The 18,133-nt window shown below is 28.5% G+C and carries 18 protein-coding genes and 1 tRNA gene; 14 read left to right on the forward strand and 5 right to left on the reverse strand.

Annotated elements, in window-relative coordinates; genetic code table 11:
* Nucleotides 1–184 precede the first annotated feature (184 nt).
* The 13 genes from H9W90_RS10475 (at nt 185) to H9W90_RS10535 (ending at nt 13,541) form a co-directional block, all read left to right on the forward strand.
* On the forward strand, nt 185–886 hold the full coding sequence (locus H9W90_RS10475) for a hypothetical protein (RefSeq protein ID WP_187481550.1): 702 nt from the start codon (nt 185–187) through the stop codon (nt 884–886).
* Nucleotides 887–1,214: 328 nt separating this feature from the next.
* Complete coding sequence (locus tag H9W90_RS10480; RefSeq protein WP_187481551.1) at nt 1,215–3,809, forward strand: TrlF family AAA-like ATPase; 2,595 nt, start codon at nt 1,215–1,217, stop codon at nt 3,807–3,809.
* Nucleotides 3,810–4,142: 333 nt separating this feature from the next.
* On the forward strand, nt 4,143–4,685 hold the full coding sequence (locus tag H9W90_RS10485) for a hypothetical protein (protein WP_187481552.1): 543 nt from the start codon (nt 4,143–4,145) through the stop codon (nt 4,683–4,685).
* Between the two features lie 231 nt (nt 4,686–4,916).
* Nucleotides 4,917–5,255 carry a DUF3467 domain-containing protein gene (locus H9W90_RS10490; protein WP_187481553.1) on the forward strand — a complete coding sequence of 113 codons (339 nt, stop codon included), beginning with the start codon at nt 4,917–4,919 and terminating at the stop codon, nt 5,253–5,255.
* 5 nt (nt 5,256–5,260) lie between these two features.
* Complete coding sequence (locus H9W90_RS10495) at nt 5,261–5,761, forward strand: hypothetical protein (RefSeq protein ID WP_187481554.1); 501 nt, start codon at nt 5,261–5,263, stop codon at nt 5,759–5,761.
* Nucleotides 5,733–6,128, forward strand: coding sequence for a hypothetical protein (locus tag H9W90_RS10500; protein WP_187481555.1), 396 nt, complete (start codon nt 5,733–5,735; stop codon nt 6,126–6,128). Before H9W90_RS10495 ends, H9W90_RS10500 begins: the two co-directional genes overlap by 29 nt.
* A 168-nt stretch (nt 6,129–6,296) precedes the next feature.
* On the forward strand, nt 6,297–6,839 hold the full coding sequence (locus tag H9W90_RS10505) for a hypothetical protein (protein WP_187481552.1): 543 nt from the start codon (nt 6,297–6,299) through the stop codon (nt 6,837–6,839).
* Between the two features lie 130 nt (nt 6,840–6,969).
* Complete coding sequence (locus H9W90_RS10510) at nt 6,970–7,386, forward strand: hypothetical protein (RefSeq protein ID WP_187481556.1); 417 nt, start codon at nt 6,970–6,972, stop codon at nt 7,384–7,386.
* A 146-nt stretch (nt 7,387–7,532) separates the two neighbouring features.
* A complete protein-coding gene (locus H9W90_RS10515; RefSeq protein WP_187481557.1) occupies nt 7,533–7,988 on the forward strand; it encodes a hypothetical protein in 456 nt (151 codons plus the stop codon).
* A gap of 284 nt (nt 7,989–8,272) precedes the next feature.
* Nucleotides 8,273–10,996: a coiled-coil domain-containing protein gene (locus H9W90_RS10520; protein WP_187481558.1), complete on the forward strand. Its 2,724-nt coding sequence runs from the start codon at nt 8,273–8,275 to the stop codon at nt 10,994–10,996.
* Nucleotides 10,986–11,801 carry a DUF2220 family protein gene (locus H9W90_RS10525; RefSeq protein ID WP_187481559.1) on the forward strand — a complete coding sequence of 272 codons (816 nt, stop codon included), beginning with the start codon at nt 10,986–10,988 and terminating at the stop codon, nt 11,799–11,801. The genes H9W90_RS10520 and H9W90_RS10525 overlap by 11 nt, the downstream gene beginning before the upstream one ends.
* Nucleotides 11,802–11,803: 2 nt before the next feature.
* Nucleotides 11,804–13,027 carry a hypothetical protein gene (locus H9W90_RS10530; protein WP_187481560.1) on the forward strand — a complete coding sequence of 408 codons (1,224 nt, stop codon included), beginning with the start codon at nt 11,804–11,806 and terminating at the stop codon, nt 13,025–13,027.
* Nucleotides 13,008–13,541 (forward strand): condensin complex protein MksE, encoded by a 534-nt coding sequence (locus H9W90_RS10535; RefSeq protein ID WP_187481561.1) that lies wholly within the window; start codon nt 13,008–13,010, stop codon nt 13,539–13,541. The genes H9W90_RS10530 and H9W90_RS10535 overlap by 20 nt, the downstream gene beginning before the upstream one ends.
* A gap of 340 nt (nt 13,542–13,881) precedes the next feature.
* Here the strand turns inward: H9W90_RS10535 and H9W90_RS10540 are convergent, their stop codons facing one another.
* The 5 genes from H9W90_RS10540 to H9W90_RS10560 form a co-directional block, all read right to left on the reverse strand.
* Nucleotides 13,882–14,286, reverse strand: a complete 405-nt coding sequence (locus H9W90_RS10540) for a hypothetical protein (RefSeq protein ID WP_187481478.1) — start codon at nt 14,284–14,286, stop codon at nt 13,882–13,884.
* 59 nt (nt 14,287–14,345) lie between these two features.
* Nucleotides 14,346–14,525, reverse strand: a complete 180-nt coding sequence (locus H9W90_RS10545; RefSeq protein WP_187481479.1) for a hypothetical protein — start codon at nt 14,523–14,525, stop codon at nt 14,346–14,348.
* Nucleotides 14,526–14,657: 132 nt separating this feature from the next.
* Nucleotides 14,658–15,632, reverse strand: coding sequence for a hypothetical protein (locus H9W90_RS10550; RefSeq protein ID WP_187481503.1), 975 nt, complete (start codon nt 15,630–15,632; stop codon nt 14,658–14,660).
* Nucleotides 15,633–15,644: 12 nt separating this feature from the next.
* On the reverse strand, nt 15,645–17,012 hold the full coding sequence (locus tag H9W90_RS10555; protein WP_187481481.1) for a tyrosine-type recombinase/integrase: 1,368 nt from the start codon (nt 17,010–17,012) through the stop codon (nt 15,645–15,647).
* 53 nt (nt 17,013–17,065) lie between these two features.
* Nucleotides 17,066–17,138, reverse strand: a tRNA-Met gene (locus H9W90_RS10560).
* 110 nt (nt 17,139–17,248) lie between these two features.
* On the opposite strand from H9W90_RS10560, the gene era reads away from it, so the two are divergent.
* On the forward strand, nt 17,249–18,133 hold the full coding sequence (gene era, locus H9W90_RS10565; RefSeq protein WP_187481562.1) for a GTPase Era: 885 nt from the start codon (nt 17,249–17,251) through the stop codon (nt 18,131–18,133).

Genomic DNA, 18,133 nt, shown 5'->3' on the forward strand with positions numbered 1-18,133 from the left:
AATATATCAAATAAAAACTTTGCACAACAACGTATATAAAAAATAGCTAAATAATCGCCTAACTTAATTTGTATTACTTATTTAATAACGTTATTTTAGTCGGAAAAGTATGTGAGTACTTACACGCTACTTTTCATATACAAAACCGTATGCCATTTGAGAAAAAAATTCCGAACTAAAGAAAATGATATTTACCTCTGACAAAGATTATAAATCAACCAAGAAAATAAAACAAGGAATTTCAACAATAAAAAAGGAATTTGAACCACTTGCGAAATGGATTGACCAAAAATACGATGTCAAAACTTTAAACATCATTTTCGATTATATCCATAAAAATAAGTCTCAACCACGAATACAAATTTGTCTTGAATACGCAAGAGACAAAGGAAAGTTTATGGATAATAAAACTTATAATTTTGATAAGCGAAAACAAAAAGAGGTTGCTGAAAAGTTTGCAGAAATAACTTCAAACTATGAATTGGAAAATAAAACGAATTGGATTAAAAGATTATTTAAACTAATATATAAATCAAAAAATGTATTTGTTTACTTTTCTGACTTTGAAACAATTGCAAAAGATGAGGCAAATAAGAACATACCTGAAAAAGAAATTAAGAAACTGAAAACGGAAATAAATAATCCAGAATTATGGGGAATTGATAGAAGGTTTAATTCTGTAACATATTTTTTACAAACTGATGAACAATTAAAGAAATATGAATATTCTGAAACACACAAGAAATGGAAAGAGCAATATTTTGAATTACTAAAAGAATATGATGAGTTTAAGTATTTCAAAAAAGAATATTTTAATATCCATTTGGACAGTAAAGAAAATTTTGACACGAATTATGAAAGTAATTGGTATTACTATTACAAATAGAAAAAACGGCATACAACACCGTATAAACAAAATTGCTGGTTTTAGCTCACTTGCGAAAGTCCTCACGGACTTTCTTGGTTCGTAATTATTTACTAACTTTACTGCTAAATCATCGCAACTTTGCTTATACAATCACGTTGTGCTTCATTATGAAAACCAGCCGCACAAACAGCACTTCTGGTTTTTTTTGCAGACACGAAAGCCAACGCTAAAAACCAAAAGAGCTGTTTTTTGCCAACGCTCGAATTAGATTGAGGAAAACCGTAATATAATAAGTTAGGAATGAAATAAGTTTACGGAATTAAGTGACTACTGACCAAATTAAAGAATGAAAGAAATAGAAAAAGGTTCTCAATGGAGAAAATGGGATTTACATTTTCACACACCTACATCATACGATTACGGAGATAAAACAATAACAAATCAAGAAATCATTGATACTTTATCTACCAATGAAATTTCTGTAGTTGCGATAACTGACCATCACATAATAGATATTGAACGTATTACCGAACTACAAAAATTAGGACAGGAAAAAGGTATTACTGTTTTACCAGGAATTGAATTTCTTTCAGACGCTAGAGGTCGTGCACCAATTCATTTTATAGGTATCTTCTCAGAAGATTGTAACTTAACCCATATTTGGGGACAAATAGAAAATAGAACCAATATATCCAAAATTAAAGGAGAAGGCGCTAAAATTAATGAAGTCTATTGTAACTTAGAAAATACAATTAAATTAATTAAAGAATTAGGAGGAATTGCGACAATTCACGCTGGAGAAAAATCCAATTCCGTTGAGAACATTACTCATTCTTTACCACACGGAGATGCACAAAAAACTCTGATAGCAAAACTTATAGATTTTTATGAACTAGGAAAGCCAGATGATAAAGACGGTTATGTTAATGTTGTTTTTCCTGCAATAAAGAAGCATCTTCCAATGATAATCTGTTCAGATAATCATAACGTGAAAAAATATGTTCTAAAAGAAAATTGTTGGATAAAGGCAGACACGACTTTCGAAGGTCTCAAGCAAGTTATTTTCGAGCCTAAACAAAGAGTTAGAATTCAAGGTTTGAAACCACATCAAAAAGCTGGTTATCAAGTTATAGAATCCGTTAAAATATCTCACACAAATTTCAACCCACAAACGATATATTTTAATCAAAATTTAAGCTCAATAATTGGTGGGCGTTCAACTGGTAAATCTATATTATTGGGTGCTATCGCAAAAAAATTAAACTGCGATAAAGACGTAAAAGCAGAAAATGAAGATTACACTAATTTTGTAAATGAAGTTGTTGCCAACATAGTTGTTACTTGGAAAGATGGAACTGTAAACGACAATAGAGATATTGAATACTTTCCACAAAGCTATATGTACACATTAGCAAGAAACAGAAATAAAGAACTTGATAATCTTATTGAAAATATCATTAAACAAGATAGCTCTAAAAATCAATTGATTTCGAACTATGAAACGTTTAGTAGTGAAAACAACACTGACATTACTAACAAGGTTAATAAAATATTTCAACTTCAGGAAGACTTAATAAAAAGGCGAAGCCTTTTAAAAGAAAAAGGAGATAAAAAAGGTATTGAAGCAGAAATTGAAAAACTCACAAAAGAATTAGCTGAATTAAAGAGTAAGTCTCAAATATCTGAAGACAATTTAGATAAATATTCAAAATTGAGAGCTCAAAAAGATTCCGTTTCTAAATCAAATGAAATTTTAGGAGATGAAATTTCTAGAATTGAAAACTTAAAAGAGAAGTTTTTCATCAACAAGGAAATTGAATTTGAACTTGTGTCAATTTCAGAAGAAAACCGTGTAATAATCAAAAGGAAGTTTGATGAATTAAAAGTAAAGTTTCAAAGAGAATGGGAAACGGAAATTGACAAAATACAGACTTCTAATACTGCTGTTAAAACCGTAAACGAAAAAATCATAGAAGGAATAATTATAGACCCAATTTATTTAAAAGGTTTGGAGGCTTTTCAGAATAACACTCAGTACAGAGAAGTTGAAAGCAAATTGAAAATTCAAAAAGACAAGCTTGCAGATATATTGATAATTACTAAAGAGGTTGACAAGTTAAAAGAACAAATAGAAGCTTTCAAAACTTCTATAAAAGATTCACATCGAGAATTTTTAAACAAAATAGAAGCTTTCAGAGAGGATTTAAGTGTGTCTAGAGACAAATTAGAGATAAAGGCATCTGCAAAACTAAATAAGCGTAAATATAAAGATTTACTATACAATAGTATAAACCAACAAAGTCAGCAAGGGCAAACAATAGTCGGAGTTAACCTAGATACTAACGAAAACTATTTTAGTTCGGTAAATCAAATATTTGAAAAGCTTCTAGAAAAGAATATTACTTTAAAAGGTCAATACAGTCATAATTCACTTTGTCAAAAATTAATGGCAAGTAACTTTTTTGAAATATCTTACGACATAGTTTATGATGATATTTTCAATCAGATGTCAGAAGGTAAAAAAGCATTCGTTGTTTTACTCTTACTACTTGATTTTAGCAGTAAAGATTGTCCAATATTAATTGACCAACCGGAAGATGATTTAGACAATAGAGCAATCTATAAAGACTTAGTTGCATACCTCATTAAGAAGAAAAAAGAACGTCAGATAATATTAGTTACACATAATCCAAATATAGTGGTTGGTTCAGATTCTGAATTAATAATTGTAGCCAATCAAAATGGAAATGATTCACCAAACAAAAACGGAATTAAATTTCAGTACGTTTCTGGTAGTTTAGAAAACACAAAAGAAAAAGACAAATCTATTGGAATAACTTTAGATTCTCAAGGTATCAAACAACACGTATGTGAAATATTAGAAGGTGGAAATGAAGCCTTTAAACAAAGAGAAAGGAAGTATGCGATTGCAATGGAATAGCCAACGCTGAAAGCCATACACATTTGCAATTCGCTACAGCCAATGCTAAGCCCAAAATCGCAAAAGAGTATGTCTTTGCCAACGCTAGCAAGTTTGTGGAAAATAACGAAAGCACAACAATGTATATAAAAAATAGGGCGGAAAGTGCTAAAACGAAGGCTTGTGTTTATTTGCAAAGTCCGCCATATTTTTAATTTGTATTTTAGAAAAACGAAAAGATAAAAATAAAATGAAAAATATGGCTAAGTTCAAAATCGAAAGTAAGTGCTTACCAACTGCCCTACTTTTCATATACTAAACGTTGGCAACAAGCACAAAACTGAACTCTGAAAAATGACGAAATTAAAAAGTTACATAATATTAATTCTGATTTTGATAAGTGTTTCTTGTAGTCAGAAAAAATCAAACAAAACTGATTTAGAAAATTATATTGAGTCAATTAAAGAAAAAAATTCATTAACTGAAAATCCTTTAATTCTTATTGACGGTTACATCAGAGAATATGAATTAATGAATACCGAACAAATTTTATTATTAGAAGACGATATTTTGAGCGTAAAATATTTTGAAAAGGAAAAATCTTTAAAAATATTTGGAGAAAGTGGGAAAAACGGAGCAATATTTATATCAACATTAAATCAAATAATAGCGGTTGATGATATTAATCCTGAAAAGAGAATTATTTATATTTTGAATGGAAATATAATATCAAAAAAGGATTTTGAGGAAATAAACGAAAACAAAATAGTAGAAATTGAAACTTTAAAAGAAAAAAAAATAATAGAGAGATTTTCAACAGAGAACTATGAAGAATTGATTTATGTTATTACGAAACAAGAAACTGAAAAAATAAAGCCAGTTGCCAACACCGTATAAAAAAAATTGCTAAATTAGTGCTTAACCAAAGGCAGTTGCATTTTTGCCAACTTCTGAATTTCCTTCGGAAATTCCTCGCTGACAAAACCGCAACTTTTCTTATACAACAACGTTGGCAATAATAGATGAAAATCGTTATGAATTAATATTTTGTTAATATTAATCTGATTTCAAATTTAAAAAATATATTTTTGTATTTTTATATAAATTAAATTATTATATTTAAGTATAATGAATAAAATAAAAAGTAAATACATATTTAAAGATAGTTACAACCCTAAATATGTTAACGGAGCTCAAGGAGGTATTAGTCCTCAAGGGGAAATTGTAATAAATTTCTACTTAGAAAGAAACGCTCTTCCAATTTCTCAAACCTATCAAATAGAAAATGATAAAGTTGCACCAAAAGAAATTGAATCTGAGCCATCTGATTTAAATAATAGCTTTGTAAGAGTTATCGAAAATGGAGTGATAATGAATTATCAATCAGCTAAAGAAATTTATAAATGGTTGGGGAATAATATTGAAAAACTAGAAAAACTAGAAGATTTAGCTAAAGGGAAAAAATAATATCAATGGATACAACTGATATAATTAAACGTACAATGATTATTAGCTTAGGACTTACCATGACTAATTCAACTGAATCTGAAAGGTTTTTCATTCCTTCTGATTTAGAAACTCACAGTATAGTTAACACAACATCATTACCATCCTCAACAAGATTTAATAATTCTCATAGATTTTCTTTAGAGCAATTAAAACTTAATAAAAGAAAATTAAACAGTTTGAAACACTTGCAAGAAGACTGGAATGGATATAATGGTGAAACTATTGAAGACTCTCTAATTTCTGATATTGAGAATTTAATTTCGACTTTAGATTATCAGCCACAAATTTTCCCAACAGGTAGAGGTTCTATACAAATTGAAAAATATTTAAATGACGAAAATCTAGTGGAAATTGAAATATCTTCAAATGAAATTTTTGTATACCAAGTAAAAAACGGAGAAGAAATTGAAAAAGAAATTTCAATTTCAGAAATAAATGATTTTATTAGTGAGCTTTACACCTAAAAAATTAAATAACTCAATAAATAATAATGAATTCTTATATCGTGGAATCATTGAAATTAATTGGGATTTTCAAAACAATAGACCTAGTTCTGCCACATTCAAAGATTCAAAAGGTGTTTCAGTTGATAGAGAAGCAGATAGAACTGAAAAAGAATGCATTGACTTTCTGAAAAGTAGTAAAGATTTTTTTTCAATTTGTAAGGTAAAAGCTGAAAGTGTACGCAATAGAAATGGTATAATAAAATATCTTCCAATAGAAAAAAATATATATCATTCAGAAATACACGATTCCGAAGAAAGAGTACAAATGAGAGGCAGTAAGCCAAAGAAAATTAGAGACGAATCTATAGTTGTTTATAATAAATAACTACTATTGCCAACACCGTATAAACTTTATTGCTAGCTTTTTGCCTACTTGCGAAAAACCTCACGGATTTTCTTTGTTTGTGTTTTATTTACTAACTTTAGTGTTTGTAACTCGCAACAAAGCTTATACAAACACGTTGGCAACAAGCACAAAACTGAACTCTGAAAAATGACGAAATTAAAAAGTTACATAATATTAATTCTGATTTTGATAAGTGTTTCTTGTAGTCAGAAAAAATCAAACAAAACTGATTTAGAAAATTATATTGAGTCAATTAAAGAAAAAAATTCATTAACTGAAAATCCTTTAATTCTTATTGACGGTTACATCAGAGAATATGAATTAATGAATACCGAACAAATTTTATTATTAGAAGACGATATTTTGAGCGTAAAATATTTTGAAAAGGAAAAATCTTTAAAAATATTTGGAGAAAGTGGGAAAAACGGAGCAATATTTATATCAACATTAAATCAAATAATAGCGGTTGATGATATTAATCCTGAAAAGAGAATTATTTATATTTTGAATGGAAATATAATATCAAAAAAGGATTTTGAGGAAATAAACGAAAACAAAATAGTAGAAATTGAAACTTTAAAAGAAAAAAAAATAATAGAGAGATTTTCAACAGAGAACTATGAAGAATTGATTTATGTTATTACGAAACAAGAAACTGAAAAAATAAAGCCAGTTGCCAACACCGTATAAAAAAAATTGCTAAATTAGTGCTTAACCAAAGGCAGTTGCATTTTTGCCAACTTCTGAATTTCCTTCGGAAATTCCTCGCTGACAAAACCGCAACTTTTCTTATACAACAACGTTGGGTTTAATTAAAAAAATGAAAAGAGAAGAACATTTAGAATTTTGTAAAATATGTAGGAATCGTGAATTTGACTTTCACAAAGGATTACTATGTGGTTTAACAAATGAACTTGCAAATTTTGAGAATAACTGTGAAACTTTTGAAAAAGATAATGAAGCTGAAGAAGTTGAGTTTTTAAGCAAAATGGAAAATACTGGAGATCATATAAGTGGAGATGACTTTGACTTTAAAAAAAATAAAAGTAAAGGCTTTGACAAAATGGCTTTAGGAATAGTTTTAACGGCTGTATCTTTCTTTATATCTGATTATACAGGAGTTTATGTTGTTACATTTGGAATTATTGCATACGGATATAGACAACATTCAAGAGGTGTTGAACAAGAAAAAATTTTTATGAAGGAAAAAGAAAAAAGTGAGAAAGGAAAAAACTAAACCCAACACCGTGTAAAAAAAATTGCTGGTAAAAGCCTACTTACGAAAATCCTCTCGGATTTTCTTGGTTCGTGTTTTATTTACTAACTTTATTGCTTAAACCACGCAACTTTTCCTACACAACAACGTTACCCAACATTTGAGAAATGAAACCTGGAATTGAAATAACAGACACTGAATTAAAATTTACGGAGTTTTCCTCGAAAGAAATTGGATTAGCGAAATATTGCAAATCATTTAGCTTAAATCTGAATGAAATAAAATTAATCGGAATTAGTCCGAGACTTGCTTTAGACGATGAATCGATTTTTTTACTCATCATTGACAAATCAGAAAAAATATATCCTATTCCTGACAAGATTATTGGAACAAAAGGATTGGAGAAATTTGAAAAGCATTTTGATTTAAGTTCTATCCAAAGTGAATGGGAAAAATTTGAATACGATGACCATCATGGAAAAATGGATAAAGTCGTTTATCCGAAAGAAAAATATTGGAATGACTTGTTTGAAAAAGATTGGAAATTGAGAATTAGAACTCTTTATAGTTGGGCTCAACCGAAATCATTTTATGGAAATCTGAATAAAAAAAACGTTGGGTAACAACGTATAAAAATAATTGCTAATTTAGGCTTAAACAAAGGTAGTTGCGTATTTGCTACATCTGAATTTCCTTCGGAAATTCCTCGCACGCAAACACGCAACTATTCTTATACAAGACCGTTGTGCATAATGCGGAAATTCGTGCAAAGTATTTAAATTAGTGCTAAAAAAGCCAACGTGAAAACAGCACATTTATTTTTTTTGCCAACGCGAAAAGCCAACCGAAAAAAAATAAAAGAGCTGTTTCTTGCAAACGCTCAAAACGAAATAAAACGAAAAAAAGAATGCTGAATAAAATTGTAATCATAAACTCTGAACTTTACGCCAAAGCAAGTATTCACATCGGAGAAAGTTCGAGTATTCAAATTACAGCTGAAAATAATGTTGGAAAAAGTTCTTTCATTAACGCACTTAATTTCTTATACATTACAGATAAAGACCAAATGCGATTTGAAGACGACAGAAAATTGTCCGATTCAATGAAGCATTATTTTGATGGAACTAGCTTACATAGTTTTATAATCTTTGAAATACTAAAAAATGGCTACTACTCTATTCTTGTAAAAGCTACACCCGAAAACACTATAGAATATTATAAAATTACAGGAGAATATGATGAATCTTGCTTTGTAGAAACAAACAATGGAAAATTTAAAGCAAGAAGATGGAATAATGTTCTTCAATTACTTACGCTTAAAAACCCAACTGATGTTCCTGTTAAACTTTCAAATGAAGAATTATATAATTTGGTTTACAATTCTGATAAGAATAAAAATCCTGTTGTTTGGCTTAAAAAAAATGTAAAAAGAAACGGAAGAAAATCTTTCTCAAATAATTTCACAGATATTTATAGACACCTAATTAGAACTAGTGATATTAATGAAAAGTCATTTAAAAATGCTCTTTTAGTAGCAGATGGTCAACAACACATTCCTTTAAATGTACTTTCCAGTACTAGTTTTGAAAAAATTGAAGAGTTTGAGAAAAAGAAAACACATCTTCAACATTTAATTTCGATTAAAACAGATTTCGAAAAGCTAAAACTACTTAATGACGAATTTATAAGTCAAGAATCAATTTTAGGTAAATTAAAAAATACGTTTCTAAAAAAATTCAATACAGTTGAGCAAGAATTAACTGATAAAATAAATGATAATAGTGAACTTTCTATTTCTATAAAAGATTTACAAATCAAAATAGATGTAAACTTAACAAAAGAAAGAGACACTTTAATAAGTTCTAAAACAACGTTAGAAAACAAAAGTATAGCACTTGTAAATGAAAACAAGTTAATATCTATAGAGTTAGACGAGCTAAAAGAATACGAACCAACTAATGACAATTTACTTTATCAAGGTTTAAAGAGTAATTTAAAGGACGAAGAAAAAAAACATACTGATTTAGTCTCTAAACTAAGTCAATTGGAACGAAGTAAATTTACTGAAAGAGAAATTTTAGATGCTATTAGAAATCTAAAAACTAATATTGATAAAAAAGAAAATGCGATTAAACGCTTTGACAATTTATTATATCAGAACATTTCTAAAGATGAAGAAACAATCAAAAAGATTTATACTTTTTTAAATCGAGATATAGCGGAACTTGATAAATCAAAAATTATAAAAGAAATTACAAATTCCGATTTCCCTTTACAGTTTTTTGACGGCTTAATAGATGTTGCAGATGTTGAGATAAAGAAAGAGCTTCCTACAATCAAAAACCTTCAAGAAGAACTCTTAGTTAAAGAAAAAGAGTTAATTGAAAAAAAATCTCAATTACAAATTGTACAAAATAGAAAAGGTGTTGAAAAGGAAATTCAAGCATTAAGCAATTCGATTAAAACCAATTCAGAATTTCTAAAAAGAATTGACAAAAAACCTGAATTAAAACTCAAAAGTGAAAGTAACGACAAGGAAATTGGAGTTCTTAAAAAAGAACTAAAAGATAATGCTCAAAAAATAATAGATAAAGATTTAGAAATTGGCAAAACAAAAAATGCCTTATCACTAAAAATAAAAGAAAGGGCTAAATACAAAGATGATTTAACGAATATTAAGAAACAATATCAGGAAATATTAGATTCAACAGATATTTATGAAATTGAAGAAATTTTAGATGTTGAATTTGAAAAAATATCTGAAAATTTTCAATCAAGATATAAAAAATTTCTACGCATTAAAGAGAATAGAAATAATCTCAAAAATGATTTACACAACGTTTTGAAAATGGATGTGAAAGACATTAAAAAATTCATTCGAGATGTAGATGAAGAAATGGTAAACATTCCACAAACCGAAAAAGTTATAAATAACCTTTTAGATACACTATCACACGAAATTGGAAGTCCAACACATTCTTTCATTACACAATACAATGATTTTAAAACTTTTGTTTCGAGAAGTTATAACCAAAGATTAGCAGAATATCCTATTTCAAATATTCAGAGTGTTAAAGTAAAGATTGATGATAATACTGATTTAATTAAAGATTTAGAAAAAATCTCTCAACTCAAATTCTCAGACGGTTTAGACTTTGATAATGCAAATTCAGAATCAAAAGAAGCATTACAAAGACAATTAACAAATAGTAATGGTAAAGCAATTAACATAGTTGATTTATTTAAAATAAATGTAGAAATAACAAAAGTTACTGGTAAAACTGAAACTATAGACCTTTCTAAACAAGTGCAATCAAGAGGAACTAATATTGTTTTAAAACTATATTTATTCTTAAATATTCTAAAAGAATTAGTTCACAATAACACCGAAAACCGTACCATAATTTATGTAGACGAACTTGATGCTATCGGTCAAAAAAACGTCAAGCATTTAATACAGTTTTGTAAAGCAAATCATTTTGTACCAATTTTTGCAGCACCTAGAAAAGTTGAAGGAATTGAAAAATATTATTTATTAAAAGAACCTCAAACAGATTCGAAAAATAAAAGAAAAAAGATTTCATTTGGCGAACTACAATCGTTCCCAGTAATTTATCGTGATGCAGAATAAGACTTTTTATAACTTCATATTAAAAATTTTAGAAGAGGGAAAAATTAACGCTTCCTCTATTAGTGCGTCTGTTAAAAAAAGTGGCGACTTTAAAACTTTACTTAATGGTAATTTTATTTCCTATTCGCAAGCTGTTACAGGTGGTGGAAGTTATATTTTAAACGATAAAGAAAATTTGCAACTATTTTTCAGAAGCAAGTTTCCTAAAGAACTTCAAGATAGTTATTCTGCTGTTGGCAATATTGGAACATATAGAAATACAAAAACAGGAAAAAGAAAGAGTCAAAATATAATCTTAGTAAGAGGTTTTAAAAATATTAAGATAAATTCTGAAATTGTAGATTTAGAAAAATCAACTAATTTATTTGGTGCTTTTAGTGCTCAAGTAAATAATTTAGAAACAGATAAAATTTGTATTGTAGAAAATTTAGATTCATTTTTGTTATGTGAAAAAGTAATTGATAATGATTTTGTGTTTATCCATACTTATGGTGGTTTAGGAAAATCCATTTTAAATAAGTTAAAAACAAAAAAAGTTCTTATTTTTCCTGATTACGACTACAAAGGATTGCAAAACTATTTGATGGTTAAAAAAGTCTTTCCAAATGCAGAGATATTTATTCCATCGAATTACGAAATACTTTTTAATACATTTTCAAGAACAATTAAAACAAAACAAGGAAGAGAGCAAAACCCAAGTAAAGAAGTAAAAGAATCGACTGACGAGAATGTTGTAAAAATCAGGACAGACATTTATAAAACTAAACGATTTTTAGAACAACAAGCATTATTTGTAAAAATATAAAGATGATTAAGTTATCAGGTAAATACATATTAAAATTTCTGCAAAATCATTATGAATTTGTACAGGAAGCTTTTAACTCTAGTAAGCCAGACTTTATTATAGATAGCGATATTCTTGAAAAATTAATTGAAGAATATAATATCAGTAATGACCCAAAGATTTCAATAACAAAGCTAATTGATGTTAAGTTTTGCAGACAGCTTCCAACAAAAGACTATAAATTAGATATTCACTATACTTCTTTTTTACAATTTATTTTTGATGATTTCACGCTTGATTTACCTCAAACTTTAAAAGATAGATACAGGACTATTTTTGAGCTATTTACAGAATTAAAAACAACAGAAAAGCCTAACAAAATAATTGTTCTTATTCAAAGTATCATAACTGTAATTGATGTATTTCTAAATGATATTCATAGACAAACCCAAAGACTATTAAGCGACACAGAATCATTAAAAGTAAATGCGGATGAATATTCTGATTTATCAAAAAGATTAGAAAAAGCAGTTTTTTGGATTGACGAATACATTGAACCACTTAATAAGATTTTAGAAAAAGGACATCCTGAATCATTTTATTCTGCTCTTGTTGAAATCCAAAAATATACCAGCGAAAAACAATATGTTGCCAGCAGTTTTAAGCTAAAGAGAGAATATAAAAAACTTTATGGTTCTGTAATTTACGCTCGCACAGAATTAGACCATAATTTACAAAAACTAACAAGAGAATTAAGACCACTATTAGATAGAATTAAAAGCGATTCTATCATTTTAAGTGGATTTTATCATTTTGTGGAAAATGTAGATTATCCAGAAAATTATATTATACCATTACCTAAACCTATTAAGAAAATCAAAGGAAGTGCTATATTCAAAGGATTTCATAGTGAAGCAGAATTTTTTGTAGACCAATTCATTTACAAAACTTCTGACATTTATTATGAAGAGCAGATTGAAGAACAAGAATGGCTTCCAGATTCAACATATTTTAAAGAACAAATATTAAAAGAAGATAAAATTGAAGATTTTTATTTGTGGTGTTTTGATGCTTTAAAAAAACATACTGATGAGATTACATTATCGAAATATTTTTCTATTACCAATCTTTTATTAGAAGAAGATTTGGTGGCTGAATACAGAGAAGACGATAGAATTACAATTGAGTTAAAAGACGCTTCTATAAAAATACCTAAAGTACGAGTTTATGAAAGAGTATCCAAGTGAGCATAAAAAAATAGTTAATGAATTATTAGACGGAAAATTCATTATTTCACCAAGTCCATTGTTTTACACATTACAGGAACTTGAAGATGAATACACAGAGTTTTTCGAAAAATCATTTAATTTCAAATTAAATATTGAAGCGGATTTTAGTTACTTATCTTCTAATGAAGTAAACGAAAAAAGAACACGTGATTTTACTTTATTTCTAGCCATACTTTCAAGAGAATTAGATTATTCTGGCAAGAATTTTCGAGATAAAATAGAAGTAGGTTCGTTTGATATTAGCGAAACTGAAGAATTATTAAGACAGTCTAGTAAGTGGGAGATTTTAGAAAAAACTACAGTTTCCGAATTTGATAAATTTATTAAGACTTGGAGAAGTAAGAATTTAATTGTAATTGATGGTAATAAATTCAAATTTACAAAAGCTGTAAAGCTATTTTTTACTTTTGCTATGGAAATTGCAGAAGAGAAACTTAAAGAAAAAACAGAAGATGAAAAAGCCAAGGCATAAACCCATACACATTTACAATTCGCATCAGCCAACTCTACACCAAAAATTGCAAAAGAGTATGTCTTGCCAACGCTCAATCCGAACTAAATAATAAACATCGGAAAACAAGCTGAATGAAAAAAGCACTATGCACAACAGCGTATAAACTTTATTGCTGGCTTTTTGCTTACTTTCGAAAGCCCTCCAAGACTTTCTTGGTCAGTAATTATTTACTAAATTAGTTGCTTGAAACACGCAACAAAGCTTATACAATCACGTTGCCAGTAATTTGAAAAAAAGTATTTTAAGGTTTATTTGTTCAGCTTCGCTGGATTTTTGTGGTCGTTTAAAACAATGATTTTTATTTATACACAACTATTTTAAGAACAGTATCAAAAAAAGGTTTTTTACCTAACAAGTCCTTGGATAAATTTCTAATTTCTTGATACCTAATTAATTTTGTTAATTTTAGTATATCTCCCTTTGTTGCTGGTTTGTTTTCTTCTTTAGTAAAAAGAGTACTTAATGTTTTTACTGCCAAATTTCCTAAAGCTGCATTTCCTACACCAGCGAAGCTGACTGCTTCTATTTTTGTTTTTTCCTTCTGGACGATATTTTCTTTTAGAGATAATTCTTTACTGATTTTTGAGCTTTTTAATTGATGTTTTCGAACACGACAACTATCACTACAAAACTTTTGTACCCTTCTTCTTTTTGGTAAATATTCCTTTTTACAATATTCACACACATACATTCTTGGTTCCATTATGCGTTAATTTTACGTAAGATTAATGTTTAATCGTTCTTTATTACAATATTTTACCCCTATTTGTTAAAAACATGAGCCAATAAATAATCAATAGCATCTTCTTTTTTTAATTGCTTGCTGCTTATTTTATTGTTTGTTTTTGAGAACATGAAATCTTTTTTTAGTTTTTCAAACAACAACAATTGCTCCTCTTTTGGAAGGGCTTTTGCTACTTGATAAACTATTTCTGAATTCATTTCTAATCGATAACTAAGGTCTATTCGAAGTTAAAGATTATAGGTACAGAAAGGGGTTAGAAATAGATGTCCGAAGGATGTCTTTTTATGTCTGTGTGAAGTATTTTATGTCAAATGCGGAATTCATCCTCTTTAAGAAATCAATTCTTTGAGTTGCTCCTTAATTTTGAGCACTCTAAAATCGTGAGACCGATTTACGTCTCTAGCATAATTTCTTAATTTAGTAGTTGGAGTGTTATGTTCAGTATTTAGGTAGTTGATAAAAGATTCTTTCTTTGCTTGTATCAAATTCAATTCTAATAAAGCTTGGTGTAAGCTATCAATATTAGAGGGTTTGTTTTCGTTTAATTCTTCAATAAAATTATTTGTAAATCTAAATACATCAAAACTTGAGAATGTGTTTTGATATTTTTTATACCGATCCTTCAATTTACCCAATTTACTAAACACTACATCTTCTGTAAATTGATAACGGTCATTCAAACTAATTAAAACTTTTAATTGTTTTTCAAAATCAAGCATAGATAAAAAATTATTATGCTCTAAGAATTCAGAAGACTTAAAATAGGCTTCATTACCACCTAAAAATGAAATTAATGAATCATCAGTAGCTAGCGCTGAACACTTTGCTTTTCTTACACTTTTTAATTTTAAAAACCGATTATACTCTTTTAAATTTTCTATTCCGTTTTTGGAAAATTCCTTTTTTAAAAAATCTATTCCTTTTACATCTACGCTATCATAAATTTCTATAAAAAGTTCACGAGCTACCTTTTTTTGCTCTAAAAACTCCATTCCGAAAACACTATCGTTAAAGTTTTTAAAAAAAAGATAAAAGTGAGTATCAATATCACTTTGGCTAATATCTAGAACGTAATCATAAAACTCATCTAATAAATCTTCTGATGGTTTCTTTTTTATGCTTAAATCTGGCAGGTATAGAACGTTGTCTTTTACAATTAATTTTGATGATGATGATGATGATGCAGAATTGTAACAAACATAAACTCCGCCATTTATTAGGGCATCAATTTGTTGCTCTCTTGTCAAATCATAAAAATCTGTATTCTTCTTAATACAAGACCAAAACTTACTTTTTCTATGCATTTTTGTTTTTAATTATTTTCTTAATAATACTGAATAATCATCTGGTAACTCGGCATCTATATCTCTTAAATACTTCTCTAATGCAACCATTGTTGAATGTCCTGTAATTGGCATCAACATACTCCTTGCTTCATGTTGAGATTTACCTTGATTCCTATAACTGTTATACATCTTCGTAATAAAAGTATGTTTAAAGCTATACATTCCAAATTCCGTACCTAACTTGAAGTGTTCTTTAATTTTTTTAAAGCGTTTAGAAAATTCGTTTCTTTTATTAGTTTCTTCTGCATCCCAATCTTCTCCTATTTCAAATCTACCAAAAAGGAAGGCTTTTGGGTCTTTTAATGATAAATCTGGTAGGCTATCCAATAAAATAGTTGGCAGTCTTTTAATTTGTACAGGTTTGTTCTTTGCTTTAACGTATATTTTCTTGTCTATAACATCAATGTCAGCAATTTTTAACCTACATATCTCAATAGGTCTTAATATGCTATAGGAAATAAATTTTACAAATAGTAATAAATGTGGATCTTCACTTTTCATATATTCGTAAATATCTTTCTCTTGTTTTGGGGTGTATGTTTTATTTCTTTTTGGTACTGTTTTCAAAACAGCAATTTTACGTACGAAATTTTCTTTTACGATTTCATTATCTTCCAAAAGCTGAAACATAGATGCAATATCTGTTCTAGAATTATTGCGATTTCTTGCACTCGTTCTTTTTAAAACATCATTTAGATACTCAATAATTATTTTCTTTGTTATAAAGGTGATGGGATTATCGAAATAAGTTTTCTCTTTTAACCATTTCTCAAAAAGACCTATCCTGCTCTTATACTGAACAAAAGAATTTTTGTTCATCATATTTGCTTTTAAATCTAAAGTGAATTCAAAAGCACTTAAAATAGACGTAGCATTTGTCTCTTTAATAGTTGGCTGTTGCTGTTCTATTGCCTTACTGTTGCTTTCTTGTTGTTTTTCTGTTGCTTTGTTTTTGCTCTTCTGTGTGGCATCTGAAAAAATAGCTTCTTCCAAAGCACTGTTATCTTCATAGGGATTAAAACCATATTGCAACAATTCTAACAAAGATTGTTGCATCGTCTTTAAAAAAGCATAACGATCCTTCTTGGTTTTTAATTTGTTTGCGCCAGCTTTTATAAAATTTTGCTTTACCAATTTTCCAGTTTCTGGATTTCGAAATGAAAAATAAACAAACCAATCTTTAGACATTGCTTTCTTTTTCTCTTGTAAAGTGAGTTTTGACCAAGTGGAAATATCTACTCCTCCTGTGTAGATTTTTGGTTCTGAATAATTCATTTTCATGGTAAAAACGTTTACGGTAGCGTTTACGGTACGTAAAAGTAAGAAACTTAAAGACATAAAAAAACGAATTGTGAGACACAATTCGTTGATTCTAATAGCATTAAGCTTTGTAGCGGGAACTGGACTCGAACCAGTGACCTTCGGGTTATGAGCCCGACGAGCTACCTACTGCTCTATCCCGCGATTTGGACTGCAAATATACAATACAATGTAAGTAAAAACCAAACTTTATTTTAATTATTTTTTAATACTCTAAAATTGAATGAACTGTAAAAAGGAATTATCTTTGCAACATGACACATAAAGCTGGTTTTGTAAATATTATTGGAAATCCTAATGTTGGTAAATCAACGTTAATGAACGCGTTAGTAGGTGAAAAACTTTCTATTATCACTTCTAAAGCACAAACAACAAGACATCGAATTTTAGGAATTGTAAATGACGAGAATCATCAAATTGTGTTTTCTGACACGCCAGGAATTATAAAACCTGCCTATGAATTGCAATCTTCTATGATGGATTTTGTAAAATCTGCTTTTGAAGATGCAGATATTCTAATTTATATGGTGGAAGTTGGTGAGAAAGAGCTTAAAAACGAAGCATTCTTCAATAGAATTATTCATAGTGAAATACCTGTTATACTATTATTGAATAAAATTGATAAATCTACGCAAGAAGAAGTAGAAGAAAAAATTGAATATTGGAAAACCAAAGTACCAAATGCAGATGTTTTTGTAATTTCTGCTTTAGAAGGTTTTAATGTTTCCGAAGTTTTCGAAAAAATAAAAGAATTATTACCAGAAGGTCCTGCTTTTTACCCGAAAGATCAATTAACAGACAAACCAGAACGCTTTTTTGTGAATGAAAAAATTAGAGAAAAAATATTAATTCATTACAAGAAAGAAATTCCATATTCTGTAGAAGTAGAAACGGAAGAGTTTACCGAAGAGGAACATATTGTTAGAATTCGTTCTGTAATTATGGTAGAAAGAGAAACTCAAAAAGGAATTATTATTGGTCATAAAGGTTCTGCCATAAAAAGGGTTGGTGCAGAAGCAAGAAAAGATTTAGAGAAATTTTTCGAGAAAAAAGTTTTTATAGAATTGTACGTTAAAGTAAATAAAAACTGGAGAAGCGATAAAATTCAGTTGAAACGTTTTGGTTATAATCAAAAATAA

Origin of the sequence: Polaribacter pectinis, from assembly GCF_014352875.1 — a bacterium.
Classification (GTDB): Bacteria; Bacteroidota; Bacteroidia; order Flavobacteriales; family Flavobacteriaceae; genus Polaribacter; species Polaribacter pectinis.